This is a genomic window from Parasphingorhabdus sp. SCSIO 66989 (assembly GCF_032852305.1).
GTDB classification, from domain to species: domain Bacteria; phylum Pseudomonadota; class Alphaproteobacteria; order Sphingomonadales; family Sphingomonadaceae; genus Alterisphingorhabdus; species Alterisphingorhabdus coralli.
Genome location: NZ_CP136594.1, coordinates 257,793 through 271,587 on the forward strand (window position 1 = coordinate 257,793; position 13,795 = coordinate 271,587).

The window sequence follows — 13,795 nt, forward strand, 5'->3', positions numbered from 1 at the left end:
TTACCGTTTCAACTCAACCAGTTCATACCAGGTCATCATATAGCCGCCGACACCGCCCTGGACGAAAATGCCATCGTCATCATCGGTGATCCAGACATCATAGGGCGGATGTTCTCCGGCCATCCCGCCGGTTCCGGGGATAATCGACGAGTCGTCAACAAACTGCAGATGCTTGCATTGGAAAGTGCCCGCCTTCACCGTTATTTCCTCTTTGCCAAGATAAAGCGCGCCAATCTTCACCTGTGCTATTTGCGGCGGCGTCGCGCCGCGATGATCAGGGGACGGCAGATAGCAGTTGAGCAGGTAGCGGTCGCTCGCATCCCAGTCTTTAGTCGAGAGCATATAGCCATCGGAGACGATGGGATGAGTGCCAAAGCCATCCAACGGCAATTCCGCCTGCACCTGCTGCGACAATCGACCGATTGAGGGGCCGTAGGACTCGCATTCAATCATCTCGCCATCAAAGCGCAGCCAGCCGGAACCCATAAAAGCATCGCCTACGGTCAGGCGGACATGCAGGTCCATCGGCTGATCATTTTCATCCATGGCGTAGATGATATCGCGCATCACCGTCGGTTCGGGTTCATAGATTTCGCAATGCGTCCGCATTGTCACCTTGCCATCGCTGTGATGGGTGAACATGAAAGTCTCAAAACCGCGATTCTGGCCTTCCATACCTTTCTTGCGGGATGTGTATTCCAGCCGTCCTTCAATAATGCGATGCTTCATGGGTTTTTCTCCGTAAAAACGATCATGCCAGTGCATTTTTCGCTTGCCAAGCAGAATTTGTCCGGACAAATTACGGCAAAGAGCAGGGGTGAGGATAGATGGAATTTCTTGTAGCAAATGAACTGACGATCCTTCGCTGGATTCACATTCTGGCGATGGTGTACTGGCTAGGCGGAGAATGGGGCGTTTTCCAGACCAGCTATCATGTGACCAACAGGGAATTGTCACTGGAAGAGCGCAAGCGTCATATGGAAACCGCGTATCGCATCGATATTTTGGCGCGCACCGGCATCGTCCTTTTGCTGCCTCTTGGTCTGCATATGGGCAAGATATATGGCTTTGTCCCGTTGCTTGATGGCCCGGGCATCTGGACCATGTGGCTGATTTTTGGCACATGGCTGGCGATGACCTGGACCGCATTCATCAAGCGTGAGACCGATATTGGTATCAAGGTGACCCGCACCGAGGAATTGCTGCGCTACCCGTTGATTGCCATCCTGTTCGGTGTTGCCTTTATGGCGTTTACTGGCAGCGGCCCGATTGAAAGCGGCGAAGGCAATTACTGGTATCCGGCGAAGATGGCGCTTTATGCCTTTGCGCTGATTATCGGTCTGTTCCTGCGGCTGGTGATGCGCCGCTGGACCGAACGCTTCCGTATTTTGGCAATGGGTCCCAACGCCGAACAGGAAGCAGCATTGGAACGCGAAATCGGTCAGGCGCGTATATCGGCCTATATCTACTGGATTACCATTGCCAGCGTGTGTTTCCTAGGCGCGGTAAAGCCCTTCTAACGCCGCGCGATATTGAGTTTGGAACCACTGACCTGTCATTCCCTTTGCGGGGATGACAGGTCTTTTTTTGGCAGAGTAGGCCCGTGACCCTAGCTGTTGATCAGTTCCTCGCTGATGCTCTCAACCGGCGGTTCGGTGCTTTGCAGTTCTTCCATCATCTGTTGCGGGCCACGCATGACGCGGAAGATATATTCGCGGATCATCGCGCCGCGCTCATAGGCGGCATCGGCATCAGGCGTATAGCTTTCTATATCCTCGCGCGAGATCGTGCCTTTGGCTTCGAGCAAACGCTCCACCGTATCCATCCGTTCACGCAGCACAGAGACCTCGCCAATCACAGCCAGCAGCATCGACAATAGCCGCTCATCATGCGGATCACCGAGAAAGTCTGGCCGCTTCCCTTTGGGCTTTTTGTTGGCCAGCGACATCCAGTCCAAAACGTCTTCCATAATCTTTACTCCGCGGCGATCTGGCTGGATTGCACATTCTTCCACGCGCCATAGGCGTGCCAAAAGGCAGCACGGCCATGGTCTTCATCTTCTCCGGTTGGTGCTTCGGGGAATATCTCCCGGTCGACCACCGCCCGGACGCCGGTTTCAAATAGATCGCCAGGGCCAAATCCGGCCTCGACCATCACGTCTTTCATGTCCAGAGCGTGCATCGCTGACCAGAATGGCTCATTATTGTTGAACGCGTCCCAGTCACGCAGAAACTGCTCGAACAGGGGCATCTCGTCGGTATATTCGGGCTGTTCCAGATGCAGCATCAAGCCGCCATCAGCGAGAACGCGAAAACCTTCTGCGATGATTTTCGGCAATGCCTTGCCGCTGGTTTCATGCAGGAACATCGTGGTCTGCACCCAGTCAAAATGGCCATCGGGCCAGCGCGACATATCCTCGGCATTGGCCTGGATGAAGCGGATATTTGTCGCGCCCAGCGATTGCGCCCGCGCATGGCCATAGCGAAGGATCGGCGCGGCGGTATCAATGGCGATAAACTCGCTATCCGGGAAAGCCAGCGCCAGTGGCACGATATTGTGTCCAACGGTGCAACCGATATCCAGCATACGCTTTGGCACCCAGCCGGGGCGTTCCTTCTTGATCCACTCGACAAGCGCTTGACCGCCGCCATCTGACAATGCGCCCAGACCGCCCGCCGTGGTGGCAAACAGGCCACAATCATAATTGGCTCCGGCAGACACATCGCCGGGCCGGGCTTCGCCATGATAACTGCCGGGCATGCAATGAATATCAACCGCAGACTGATAGCGCGGCACGTCTATTTCTGGGTTCAACTCCAGCGTCGCACGCCCTTCATTATATTGCCGCGCCTTGGCATCCAGCTCATCCAGTTGCCGCAACACCATCGACCGGCCATTTTGCTGGCGCATTTCCATTGAGTTGCGTTTGAGCGCTGACCAGAATTGGTGGTATCTATCCTGATTCATCGCGCGGCGGATTTCGAAACGGTCCTTCGGGTCGCGGCCATTCTCCTTCTGAAAGGCGGGCAGCACCCGCTTCTCATAGGCGAGCTGATTACCCGCTCCCAAAGTGCCGGATAGGAACTTGTTGAAGTTCGCAAGGAAATCAAAGCGCGAAATCTCGTCATGGCTCGGCTTTGGTGAAACGCCATGCTGCGCCACCGCATTATACGGTGGGGCAACGTCCAACTGTTGCTCTTTGCTCATATCAGACCATCCTTTATCAAGCGTTCAATCGTCTGTTCCTGTATCCGCAAAAAGTAATCGCGATCCGGCACAATAATTTCATTGTTCTGAATCAAACTATCGGCCTTTTGCGGGCTTTCCTGCTGATAGACATCGGCAAAAAGTTCCAGCCTTTGCCGGGCGAGAAAATTGGTCATTGCAGGCTTGCGCCGAGCGGTACGCAAGGCATTGAGATCAATATCGGCAAAGGCGGTGAACGTCTCGCCACTATTGGACTCGGCCAGTACGCGCCCTTTGAAATCCGCGACCATGGAATTGCCGTCAGCAGAGGCGAGCGGCAGGCTGGTATTGGTTATCCCCGCAGTGTTGGCGGAGACGACATAGGCCATATTTTCCTGCGCCCGTGCGCGTTTGGCGATGTCCTTGGGCGTGTCGAGCGGCGAACCAATTTCCGAGCTGCTATGGGCAAAAATCTCGGCACCGCGCAAAGCCAATGCGCGTGCTATCTCGGGGTAGAGAATCTCTTCAGAAGCAATCGCGGCCAGATTGCCAATCTCTGTCCTGGCAACAGGGAACACACCGTCAATACCGTAAATATCGAGATATTTTGACCAGACATCATGCGGCGTCGGCGCGAACATGGAATTGAGCCGACGATAGCGCAGCACCACTTCACCGGAGGGCGCGATGATAAAGCATGCCTGAAAATAGAGACCTGGGAAATGGGCATCCACTTCATAGGCATTGCCGGCAATGAACATGTTGAGCCGCTCGGCCAATGCGCCCAGAGCCGCATATTCCGGGCCGTCAATCTCCAGCGCCGCCTTGTCGGCAAAATCACCAATGCTTATGCGTCCCGGATAGCTGGTCAGCAGATATTCCGGCAACACCGCCAATCGCACTTTGCTGCCGGCATATTGCTCGATAAAAATGGCGGAAGAGCGGATTTTGCCTTCCAACTCTGCAATCATTACCAGCATCTGCTCGCGTGCCGCTGTACGATCAGGCGTGTTTTCGATCGAGCGCGCGGCAAGTTGCATCGCAACAGCGGCATAGACGGGAGTAGCCGTCATCGCTCTAATCCCAATGCACCGGGATTCATCAATCCATGCGGATCGACGGTCTGTTTGATGCTCTGAAGCAAGCTATCCGCCTCTGGTGTCAGGCTTTCACGATAGCGATAGGTCCGGCCAATCTGATAATGCACTGCACCCCATTGATGGAAAAGATCAACAAGCGCCTGTTTCAGTCGATGTGCCACCGCTCGCGCTGCTGGGTTGGCATCCGGCTTTGGCAGCTTGGCATAATGCGCCGCATCCATGGATTGTGCATGCACTCCATAGGATTCATCCGGCCAATAAATGCATGGCTCAATAATCGTGCCCGCGCCGCCAACAGCGGTAATCAGAGTGCCGGTGAACATGCCATGCTGATCCATCTCTTCACGGTGCTGCGCAAACAGCGCTTCAATCGCTTCATAGCAACCAGCCACCTTGGAATGCGGCAGTAAGCCATGGATTGGTGCCCAGCGCTGGCCTTCCGGGCCCAACATGCCGTTGAGCGGGCCAAAGGGATTGGCGCGGATGATTTTGGGGATGGTATTGTCGGTCTCGCTGGCACCATGCGCCATGGCAATGGTGCGCGCTGCCTCCAGATCGGCATCGGCCGCCGCCTGTATCCGCCCTTCGGTCAGCACATGCAGCGAGAATTTGGCTTCATCAAGAAAATCCCGCCCTGCCGCGACTACCTTCGCACCTTCTTTGAGCGCCTTCCAGACAGAGTCCTGCTTCTTCATCATCGTGCCGAGCGCCTTGGCGTCGCTGCTCAGGCTATCGCGCTTCATCCGGATGGCGTTCAGCCCGGGATCAAATCCGAAGCATTCGGTCGCTATGCCTGCGCGCTCAATCTCTGCGACCGCTCCGAGCACGTCCTGATGCGTCTCAAAAATAAAGCTCGCATAGCCATGCGCCTTTGCCTCGGGGATCAGCGGCATGGTAATCGTCGCCTTGATGCCCAACGCTCCGGTGTCGGCGAGAAAAATACCGGACAAATCAGGTCCATAGGGACGGGTGAATTGAGGACCGGTTTTGAGGATGCTGCCATCCGCCAGTACCACTTCCAGCGCATGGCAGTTTTGCGCCGCTGTGCCATAGCGCCCCGAGCCCCAGAAGATCGCATTCTGGCTCATCGATCCGCCAACAGTGGCTTTTAATCCAGACAGCGTGCCCCAATAGGGCGTTCTGAGGCCTAATGGCGCAAGCGTTTCATGCAGCTTGGCCCAGCTGCATCCCGCTTCGACAGTTACCGTCCTGTCGGTTTCGTTGATATCCAGAACCCGGTCCATCGCGCCGAGGTCAAACAACACTGCGCCCGGCTGGCTTGGGGTATAGCCGCCTGTATAGCTGACACCGCCACCACGCGGGATGACCGCCAGCCCCTGACCTGTCGCTGCGGCTACTGCTGCCGCCAGTTGGTCTTTGTCATCAGGGCGCACCACCGCACGCAGATCGGCCCCGCGGCCCATGATGTCATGCGCAAAAAATTCAAGGCTCTCAGCATCGGTGATGACCTCAGCCCCTGACCGGGCAATGTCATCCAGCACCGAATGATCCGCGAGCACCGCCATCAGGCCGGCTCCGCTTCAAGATTGCCGGTATCGTCGTCTATTTCAGGAAACTCCTGAGGATAGCGGCCAAGCAACAACAGCAATCCGCCGCCAGCAATGAAGGCAAAAATCGCGATGGTGAGGATCGGATTATAGCTGCCGGTGGTATCGCGCACATAGGCATAGATGATCGGCGACAGCGCATTGAACAGTCCGAAAGGCATATAGATCATGCCATATATCTTACCATAATGCGCCATGCCGAAATAGCGACCGGTGAGAAAGGCGATCAGGTCGCTTTCCGCGCCAGCGGCAAAACCAAGCAGGAACCCAGCGAGCGCTGCCGCGGTGAAACCAATATTATCGCCCAAAAGGATGATGCAGGAGATGGCCGGCAGACACAGCAACGGAAAGGCAACAAAGCCCTGCCAGAAGCGATCCAGCAACACCCCGGTCGCCAGCCGCCCGAGCAATATCCCGATACCCAATATGCCCATAACAGAGGCCGCTTGCTGTGCCTCCATGCCGCGATCACCCAGCATGGCGGGCAGATTGATAAATGCGCCACCAAAGGCCGTGGCGATGATGGCGATAGACAGCCAGATCAGCCAGAAGCGATAGTCTTTCAGCGCCGTTCCCAGCGTTACGCCGGTCAGCTTGCCGCTGTCGCTCAATATCGCCTTGGGGCGTTCTTCCGGGCGTGGTTCACGGAACAGCAGAAAGCCTATCGGCAGCCCGATAAGCAGCGGCAATGCTGCGACAACGGCAAACATGGCCCGCCAGCCATAGGCTTCAATCGCCCAGACGGCGAGCTTGGGCACCACAATCGCGGCGAGGCTGGTGCCGAGCAGCAATATGCCCAGCGCCAACCCGCGATTTTTGAAGAACCACAGATTGATTGCGCGGCTCCAACTGACCGGCGTGGAGCCAATCCCCACCAGACCAACCAATACCCACAGCGCATAATAGGTATAGAGAGTGGAGGTTGCCGCCGCGGTTGGCGTCAGCGATATCGCGGCAAAGGACAGGCCAAAGGCCGCCAGTGAATAGAGCGCAACCTTGCGCACCCCATATTTGTCCGCCAGCGACCCAAAGAACGGAGCAAGCAAGGAGGCGATGATGCCGAACAGCGTGATCGGCAGCAATATCTGGGTCCGGCTCCAGCCAAATTCCGCAATTAACGGCTCAACCGTAAAGCCGATGACATTGAACGGTATCGGCGATGCTCCACAGGCAACGCCCAACACTCCGGCCAACAGGACCTTCCAGCCAAGGGAGAATTCAGATCGTTCCTTGCCCATAAATGTGCTCAATCAACTGTCTAATGGGATACAGATTAACGCGATAGCGGGGTTAATGCCCGCCACCGGCCTTTTCCTCACCCTTTTCCTTGGCACGCTGCTCATCAATCATCTTCTTGAACACCGTCCAGGTGGTTTCGTTCTTGCGGCTATCATCCACTGGTGGCGGCGCATTGTAGATCGGGTAATTCAGCGCAATCTCGTCCTTGATGATAGCAGGCAGGTCATCATAGGATTTCAGCTTGGCACCAGTAGCATTGAACACCATCTGGCCCTGTCGTCCGCGCATCTTCATCCAGGGCAGCCAGTCAGAAACGCGCACCCAGGCAATCGCCGGATAGGCGGTGGAATTTTCTGAATCGAGCACCTCGGATGCGCGCATGGTGAAATCAAAAATCTCCATGGCATGATATTTGTTGCCAACATAATCCTGATAATCGCCGGCCAGCACATTGTGATAGAAAAGCGGTGCCTCAAACGGCATGAACAGCCAGTCATCCTGTTGCCGGAAATTGGGCAACGCATAGGGCTTGCCATCAGCTGAATAGGGATAACTCGCACGGCTGTTCACCGGGTCATTGGCGACATGCATCACATTGGTGGTTTCACCGGTCCAAGGGTTGTCCCATGTGCGCAAAATCTCATTGGTCTCAGGATCAACATAGAACATCACCTCTCGGCTGACCATGCGATAGCCTTTGCCACGCTCCGCGTCTTCCACGGTGATGCACTGGCGCACATTCATGCCCTGCAGTTTGAACAACAGACTGTCGGGCTCACCGCGCACCCTCGAATAGCCGCGGCCCGACCAGTGATACACTGCCGGCACATTGTCGGCCTCGCCGCATTGGGTCCGTTTCATGATCTCAACCGCGTCGGTCGGATCAGATGGATCAAGCTCACGCGCCTGTGCGCTATTAGCGGCGACAAACAGGCTGGCGATGGTCGCCAGTCCAGCGAATTTGAGATGCGCTTTCATGATGTTTCCTCTCCTGATCGGCAAAATGGCATTAAATTTTCATATTTCCGGTTGACTTTAAATTTGTCCGGACAAATTGTGAAGCAATAAATTTCAAAGGGTATATGATATCGGCATGCAGGGTTTTACCAACTTCTTATTTGCGCCAGGCAATCGGCCTGACAGAATAGCCAAGGCCCTGGAAACAAAAGCAGATTTGGTCTGCATTGATCTGGAAGACTCGGTTCCAGCGACAGAAAAGGACGCAGCGCGCGATGCAGCGCTGGATTCGCTAGGTATTGTATCAAAGACTCGAAAAGCCATTCGGACCAATGGTCTGCGGACCCAATCGGGCCTTAAGGACCTGTTGGCATTGGCCGAATCCAGGACTGTTCCGGAGTTGATATTCCTGCCGATGGTAGAAAGTCCGGCCGAAGTTGAGATTGCCCATGCTATTCTTGGGGGTAAAGGATGCGGTCTGGTTCCGCTTATCGAAACCGTCAAAGGCCTGCGTCGTGGCGATGCCATAGCCGGTTCTGACGGCGTTACGGCGATGATGTTTGGCGGCGGCGACTTCTCATCGCAAATCGGCACCAAGCTGGAGTGGGAGCCGCTGCTGGCGGCGCGGTCACAATTTATCATGTGCGGCGCAACGGCGCAGTTGCTGCTGATTGACGTGCCCTATATCGACCTCAACAACGAAGCGGGTCTCGCTGAAGAATGCCAGAAGGCAAAAGCACTGGGCTTTCATGCCAAGGCCGCCATTCATCCGAAACAGATTGAGACAATCGCCGCGAACATGCAGCCAAGTGCGGAAGAAATCGCAGAGGCAAAAGCCGCGATCGATGCATTTGAGGCAGGTGGCGGCAAAGCCATCGCCTTTAACGGCCGGATGTTGGAAGCACCGGTGATGTCGCGCTACCGCCAGCTATTGGCAGCGGCTAAATAATTACAGGATATTGAAGGAGTTATAATCATGCGTGAGGGTGTAGTAGAGGTCAGTCCGGGACGTTTCCGCGAGACTTTTGGCCGCTATTTCGAAGATTTTGAAATCGGCCATATCTATGAGCATCGGCCCGGGCGAACCATTACCGATACCGATAATGTGCACTTCACTCTGCTCACTATGAACACCCATCCGGCGCATTTCGATTATGAATTTGCCAAGAAGACCGAGTTCAAAAAGCCACTTATCTGCTCGCCGCTGACGGTTGCGTTGATGGTCGGGATGAGTGTTTCCGATACCAGCCAGAAAGCGGTCGCCAATCTGGGCTGGGACAAGATCCGTCTTACCCATCCGCTCTTTCCCGGCGACACGCTCTATGCCGAGAGCGAGGTGCTCGACAAGCGTGAGTCCTCGTCACGACCCGAACAGGGCATCGTTACCGTCAAAACCATTGGCAAAAACCAGAATGGCGATGTGGTGTGCACCTTTGAGCGCACCATGCTGATCTGGAAGCGCGGCTGCGGCCCGGTTGATGATTAGGACGACAGGATAGCAGGAGCGAAAACATGGCCAGTGCAGTAGAAACAGAGCAAAGAACCATTGATCCGGAAGATGAACGCGCCTTTCTCGAAGCGATAGAAAAATGGGTGGAAAGCGAAGTCATTCCGGTGGTCATGGAGCATGACCATGGTGATATCTGGCCGGAGAAGCTGGTTGAACAGATGACCGAAATGGGCCTGTTCGGCGCCACAATTGGCACCGAATATGGCGGTTTGGGCCTGCCTGCGACCACCTATGCCAAGATCATTGCCTATATCTCCTCCTATTGGATGGCGATCACCGGGATTGTGAATTCGCATCTGATCATGGCGACGGCGGTAGAACGCTTTGGCACGCCGGAGCAAAAGGCCAAATGGCTGCCCAAATTTGCCAGTGGCGAAATCCGCGGCGGGCTGGCGCTTACTGAGCCTAATGCCGGTACGGACCTGCAGGCCATCCGCACCGTCGCCCGGCGCGAAGGTGATGAATATGTCATCAATGGCACCAAGACCTGGATATCCAACGGTATTCAGGGCAGTTGCTTTGCACTGCTGGTCAAGACCGACCCCAAGGCGGAGCCGCGCTACAAAGGCATGAGCATGATGATCGCGCCCAAGGGCGAAGGCTTTGGCGTTGGTAAGAAATTCGACAAGCTGGGCTATAAGTCGATCGACAGTGCCGAACTGACATTCGACAATTACCGTATCCCGGCAGAGAATCTGATCGGAATGGAAGAGGGCCAAGGCTTCTTCCAGGCCACCGGCGGTCTGGAACTGGGGCGTATCAATGTCGCCGCGCGCGGCGTGGGTCTGGCCGAAGGGGCGCTGCGGCTGGCGACCGAATATGCCCAGCTGCGAGAAACCATGGGCAAGCCGATTTCAGAGCATCAGGCAATTCAGCTCAAACTGGGGGAAATGGTCACACGCGCTAGAGCGGCGCGGCTGCTGACGCTGGATGCGGCAGAAGCCTATGACCGTGGCCTGCGCTGCGACATGGAAGCAGGCATGGCCAAATATTATGCCTCCGAAGCGGCGGTGCGCAATTCTGAAGAAGGCCTGCGCATCCATGGTGGTTATGGCTATTCCAAGGAATATGACATTGAGCGCTATTATCGCGATTCCATCCTGATGTGCATCGGCGAAGGCACCAATGAACTGCAGCGGATGATCATCTCCAAGCAATGGGTGAAGCGGAATCCGGCATGAGCGCAGCGAAGCAACCGCTAAAGGGCTTCCGCGTCCTCTCCGCAGAGCAATATGGCGCGGGGCCCTATGGGACGATGTTCCTTGCTCAGCTTGGCGCGGATGTCATCAAGATCGAGCCACCCAAAGGGGGCGATACAGCGCGGCAGGTGGGCCCGCATTGGCTGCGTGAGGCAGAGAGTCTCTATTTCCAGAGCTTCAACCTCAACAAGCGATCGTTGACACTGGATCTGCGCAGCGAGAAGGGGATCGAGGTGCTGCATCGGCTGGTCAAGGACGCCGATGTCATGGCCAATAATCTGCGCGGCGATGTACCGGCGCGCATCGGGCTGGATTACGATAGTCTGAAATCGGTCAACCCGGCGATAGTCTGCGCCCATTGCTCCGCCTATGGCCGCGACAATGAGCGGGCGAAATGGCCCGGCTATGATTATCTGATGCAGGCAGAGGCGGGCTTTTGCTCGCTCACCGGAGAACCTGATGGACCGCCAGTGCGTTTTGGCCTCTCCATGGTCGATTTTATGTCCGGCACGCAAATGGCGGTCGGCCTTTTGGCTGCTTTGCTTGATGCGCAGCGTAGCGGTGAAGGCTGTGATGTCGATGTCGATCTGCTGTCGGCTGCGGTACATCAGACGAGCTATCCCGCCATCTGGTATATGAATGAAAATGATGTCACTGGTCGCGTCACCCGCGGCGCGCACCCATCGGCCACGCCCAGCCAGATGTTCAAAGCAGCAGATGGCTGGATGTTCGTCATGGCGCAGATTCCGAAATTCTGGCCTGTTCTTGCGGCAAAGATCGACCATAGCGAACTGATCGATGATCCACGCTTCGATACGCCTGCCAACAGGCTGAAGAACCGGGCCGAACTGACTGCGGTTCTCGATAAGGTTTTTGAGCAGCATCCGATGCAGCATTGGCAGCAATTGCTGCAAGGCCATGTGCCGGTAGCCCCGGTCTTTGCGCTCGATCAAGCGTTAGACAATCCTTGGTTAAAAACCATCGGTATGCGTGAAACCATCAGCCACAAAGACCGGCAGGAAATAGATGTCCTGTCCAGCCCGATCAAGCTGAATGGTGAACGGCTGCCCAACAAGGCGGGACCGCTGTTGGGAGAAGACAGCGACACGATATTGGGTGAAATCGGCTATGATGCTGATGCCATTGCATCGCTCCGCGCCGAGGGAATTGTCTAACCTGATGGGCAAGCTCTCTGGCATAAAGGTCGTTGACCTCTCGCTATTCTTACCGGGGCCAATGCTCACGCTGATGATGGCGGATCATGGTGCCCAGGTGATAAAGGTAGAGCCGCCAACAGGTGATCCGGTGCGTCAGATGGAGCCCATGGAGGCGGGCCAATCGGTGTGGTTCCGAAACCTCAACCGCGGCAAGCAAACTTTGTCGCTTGATTTGAAATCCGACGAAGGCCAGCAGCAATTATGGCAGCTTCTTTCTGACGCTGATGTCATGGTCGAAGGGTTTCGCCCCGGCGTTATGACGCGACTGGGTTTCGACTATGAGACCGTTGCCAAACATAACCCGTCCATCGTTTACTGCTCTATCTCTGCCTTTGGGCAGGAAGGTGAAATGGCGCACCATCCGGCGCATGATCTGGCGGTGCAGGCCCTTTCCGGATTTCTTTCAGTCAATGATGGCGCTGATGGTACCCCGGTGGTGCCGGGCGTGCCGTCCGCAGATATGGCCGCAGGTCTCAATGGCCTGTCAGGCATATTGATGGCGTTGCTGGGCAGGCAGCAGACGGGCAAGGGTGACTATATCGACATCGCCATGCTCGATAGCATGTTGCCCTGGTGCGCGCATATTGCAGGTTCTGCAATTGCCGGAGGAGACTCGCCGCGCTCCCAATCCCAGCGTTCACTTGGGGGCGCCGCTTTTTATAATGTCTATAAGACAGCGGACGATAAGCATGTCGTTCTGGGCGCACGCGAGATCAAATTTGCTCGCACTTTGTTGGGCGCATTGGACAGGCTTGACCTTCTACCGCTGGCGGAGATGGAAGCAGGGGAAGCGCAGGCACCGCTCATTGCATTTTTGCGCGAGACATTCGCCAGCAAAAGCCGTGATCAATGGGTGGAGTGGTTTGCTGACAAGGATGTCGCCTTCGCTCCCGTTCTGGATTTCCGTGAAGCTCTGGACCAGAATTTCATCGCCGAGCGCGAACTGTGGGTTGAGGTTGATGGCACCCATCAGCTTGCACCATCAATACGCTTTGCCTCTGAAGAGAAATGGTCTCCACCCTCGCCAGAGGCTGGACAATAAGATGGCTCTAATCGGCCTCGATATGCATGGAATAGGCAAAGCGCTCGCCGGGATGGTAGCTTGCGGAGATTTCAAACATGCGGTCATCCCGGTCAAAATAGCACCGCAATATGCGCAGGATCGGGTCGCCTTTCTCGATACCCAGACGGCGGGCAAAGCTCTTGCTCGCCGAGATAGCTTGAATGTCCTGGGTGATACGGCCAACAGACAGATTGCCCTTTTCTTCCAACTGGCTGAACAATGTCGCAGCTTCGGGATCAATCTGCGCCACCACATCGGCGAGATCAGGGTTGATCCATGCAATGGTTACGGCGATGGGTCGTCTGCGTCCGGCCTTCATGCGCTCGCCGTGGAAAACGAACCATTTGCGTTTGGGCGAAATCCCAAGCTGCTCGGTTATCTTCGCCGGAATATCCTGTGCCGGCATGGGAACAAAGCTGATCGTGGTATCGCGCGCATATTGCAGAATTTCGCTGATATTGCTCAGCGGTTGGTGCAATGCGCCACCGCGGGCAATGGCTGGTTGAACCACCGTGCCAGAACCGCGCTTGCGGGCGATCAAGCCCTCCATTGTCAGCTTGCGCAAAGCCTCTCTTACGGTGAAACGGCTGACACCATATTTCTTGCACAGCACAGATTCTGTAGGAAATTCGCCCGGATCAGAATAAGCTCCATTCAGCACTTCTTCACGAAGGTCATCGGCGAGCTCAATATAGCGGGGTTGTTTCTTGGCCCCTGTTTTCTGTCCAGACATGCGCTGTCATTAGGGCGGGGGCG

General features: G+C 55.7%; 14 protein-coding genes. 6 read left to right on the forward strand and 8 right to left on the reverse strand.

The window, feature by feature from the left end:
* Entirely contained in the window at window positions 1-729 is a 729-nt protein-coding gene (locus tag RB602_RS01230; RefSeq protein ID WP_317082206.1) for a hypothetical protein, read from the reverse strand.
* Between the two features lie 98 nt (window positions 730-827).
* On the opposite strand from RB602_RS01230, the gene RB602_RS01235 reads away from it, so the two are divergent.
* The gene (locus RB602_RS01235; RefSeq protein WP_317082208.1) at window positions 828-1,520 is read left to right on the forward strand and encodes a hypothetical protein; all 693 of its coding nucleotides are present in this window, start codon (window positions 828-830) and stop codon (window positions 1,518-1,520) included.
* An 89-nt stretch (window positions 1,521-1,609) separates the two neighbouring features.
* Here RB602_RS01235 and RB602_RS01240 read toward each other — a convergent pair whose 3' ends face one another.
* Genes RB602_RS01240 through RB602_RS01265 form a run of 6 tightly spaced genes read right to left on the reverse strand, consistent with a single transcriptional unit; the run spans window position 1,610 to window position 8,071 of the window.
* Window positions 1,610-1,969: a hypothetical protein gene (locus RB602_RS01240; RefSeq protein ID WP_317082209.1), complete on the reverse strand. Its 360-nt coding sequence runs from the start codon at window positions 1,967-1,969 to the stop codon at window positions 1,610-1,612.
* Between the two features lie 5 nt (window positions 1,970-1,974).
* Window positions 1,975-3,207: a class I SAM-dependent methyltransferase gene (locus tag RB602_RS01245; protein WP_317082211.1), complete on the reverse strand. Its 1,233-nt coding sequence runs from the start codon at window positions 3,205-3,207 to the stop codon at window positions 1,975-1,977.
* Complete coding sequence (locus RB602_RS01250; protein WP_317082213.1) at window positions 3,204-4,259, reverse strand: nitrilase-related carbon-nitrogen hydrolase; 1,056 nt, start codon at window positions 4,257-4,259, stop codon at window positions 3,204-3,206. The genes RB602_RS01245 and RB602_RS01250 overlap by 4 nt, the downstream gene beginning before the upstream one ends.
* Complete coding sequence (locus tag RB602_RS01255; RefSeq protein ID WP_317082215.1) at window positions 4,256-5,812, reverse strand: FAD-binding oxidoreductase; 1,557 nt, start codon at window positions 5,810-5,812, stop codon at window positions 4,256-4,258. The genes RB602_RS01250 and RB602_RS01255 overlap by 4 nt, the downstream gene beginning before the upstream one ends.
* Window positions 5,812-7,092: an MFS transporter gene (locus tag RB602_RS01260; RefSeq protein WP_317082217.1), complete on the reverse strand. Its 1,281-nt coding sequence runs from the start codon at window positions 7,090-7,092 to the stop codon at window positions 5,812-5,814. The genes RB602_RS01255 and RB602_RS01260 overlap by 1 nt, the downstream gene beginning before the upstream one ends.
* A gap of 52 nt (window positions 7,093-7,144) precedes the next feature.
* Window positions 7,145-8,071: a DUF1838 family protein gene (locus tag RB602_RS01265; RefSeq protein ID WP_317082219.1), complete on the reverse strand. Its 927-nt coding sequence runs from the start codon at window positions 8,069-8,071 to the stop codon at window positions 7,145-7,147.
* Between the two features lie 115 nt (window positions 8,072-8,186).
* Between RB602_RS01265 and RB602_RS01270 the strand changes: the two genes are divergently transcribed.
* From RB602_RS01270 to RB602_RS01290, 5 genes are read left to right on the forward strand one after another with little or no spacing between them, the layout of a single operon-like run.
* Entirely contained in the window at window positions 8,187-8,999 is an 813-nt protein-coding gene (locus RB602_RS01270; protein ID WP_317082221.1) for an HpcH/HpaI aldolase/citrate lyase family protein, read from the forward strand.
* Between the two features lie 27 nt (window positions 9,000-9,026).
* Window positions 9,027-9,536, forward strand: coding sequence for a MaoC family dehydratase (locus RB602_RS01275; protein WP_317082223.1), 510 nt, complete (start codon window positions 9,027-9,029; stop codon window positions 9,534-9,536).
* Between the two features lie 26 nt (window positions 9,537-9,562).
* A complete protein-coding gene (locus tag RB602_RS01280) occupies window positions 9,563-10,741 on the forward strand; it encodes an acyl-CoA dehydrogenase family protein (RefSeq protein WP_317082225.1) in 1,179 nt (392 codons plus the stop codon).
* Complete coding sequence (locus RB602_RS01285) at window positions 10,738-11,934, forward strand: CaiB/BaiF CoA transferase family protein (protein WP_317082227.1); 1,197 nt, start codon at window positions 10,738-10,740, stop codon at window positions 11,932-11,934. The genes RB602_RS01280 and RB602_RS01285 overlap by 4 nt, the downstream gene beginning before the upstream one ends.
* A 4-nt stretch (window positions 11,935-11,938) precedes the next feature.
* A complete protein-coding gene (locus RB602_RS01290) occupies window positions 11,939-13,018 on the forward strand; it encodes a CaiB/BaiF CoA transferase family protein (protein ID WP_317082229.1) in 1,080 nt (359 codons plus the stop codon).
* Between the two features lie 7 nt (window positions 13,019-13,025).
* Here RB602_RS01290 and RB602_RS01295 read toward each other — a convergent pair whose 3' ends face one another.
* The gene (locus tag RB602_RS01295; RefSeq protein WP_317082231.1) at window positions 13,026-13,772 is read right to left on the reverse strand and encodes a GntR family transcriptional regulator; all 747 of its coding nucleotides are present in this window, start codon (window positions 13,770-13,772) and stop codon (window positions 13,026-13,028) included.
* Window positions 13,773-13,795: the final 23 nt, after the last annotated feature.

Bases quoted from the DNA above. Each gene is read 5' to 3' on its own strand.
- RB602_RS01230 (WP_317082206.1), bottom strand. From the start codon at position 729: ATGAAGCATCGCATTATTGAAGGACGGCTGGAATACACATCCCGCAAG.
- RB602_RS01235 (WP_317082208.1), top strand. From the start codon at position 828: ATGGAATTTCTTGTAGCAAATGAACTGACGATCCTTCGCTGGATTCAC.
- RB602_RS01240 (WP_317082209.1), bottom strand. From the start codon at position 1,969: ATGGAAGACGTTTTGGACTGGATGTCGCTGGCCAACAAAAAGCCCAAA.
- RB602_RS01245 (WP_317082211.1), bottom strand. From the start codon at position 3,207: ATGAGCAAAGAGCAACAGTTGGACGTTGCCCCACCGTATAATGCGGTG.
- RB602_RS01250 (WP_317082213.1), bottom strand. From the start codon at position 4,259: ATGACGGCTACTCCCGTCTATGCCGCTGTTGCGATGCAACTTGCCGCG.
- RB602_RS01255 (WP_317082215.1), bottom strand. From the start codon at position 5,812: ATGGCGGTGCTCGCGGATCATTCGGTGCTGGATGACATTGCCCGGTCA.
- RB602_RS01260 (WP_317082217.1), bottom strand. From the start codon at position 7,092: ATGGGCAAGGAACGATCTGAATTCTCCCTTGGCTGGAAGGTCCTGTTG.
- RB602_RS01265 (WP_317082219.1), bottom strand. From the start codon at position 8,071: ATGAAAGCGCATCTCAAATTCGCTGGACTGGCGACCATCGCCAGCCTG.
- RB602_RS01270 (WP_317082221.1), top strand. From the start codon at position 8,187: ATGCAGGGTTTTACCAACTTCTTATTTGCGCCAGGCAATCGGCCTGAC.
- RB602_RS01275 (WP_317082223.1), top strand. From the start codon at position 9,027: ATGCGTGAGGGTGTAGTAGAGGTCAGTCCGGGACGTTTCCGCGAGACT.
- RB602_RS01280 (WP_317082225.1), top strand. From the start codon at position 9,563: ATGGCCAGTGCAGTAGAAACAGAGCAAAGAACCATTGATCCGGAAGAT.
- RB602_RS01285 (WP_317082227.1), top strand. From the start codon at position 10,738: ATGAGCGCAGCGAAGCAACCGCTAAAGGGCTTCCGCGTCCTCTCCGCA.
- RB602_RS01290 (WP_317082229.1), top strand. From the start codon at position 11,939: ATGGGCAAGCTCTCTGGCATAAAGGTCGTTGACCTCTCGCTATTCTTA.
- RB602_RS01295 (WP_317082231.1), bottom strand. From the start codon at position 13,772: ATGTCTGGACAGAAAACAGGGGCCAAGAAACAACCCCGCTATATTGAG.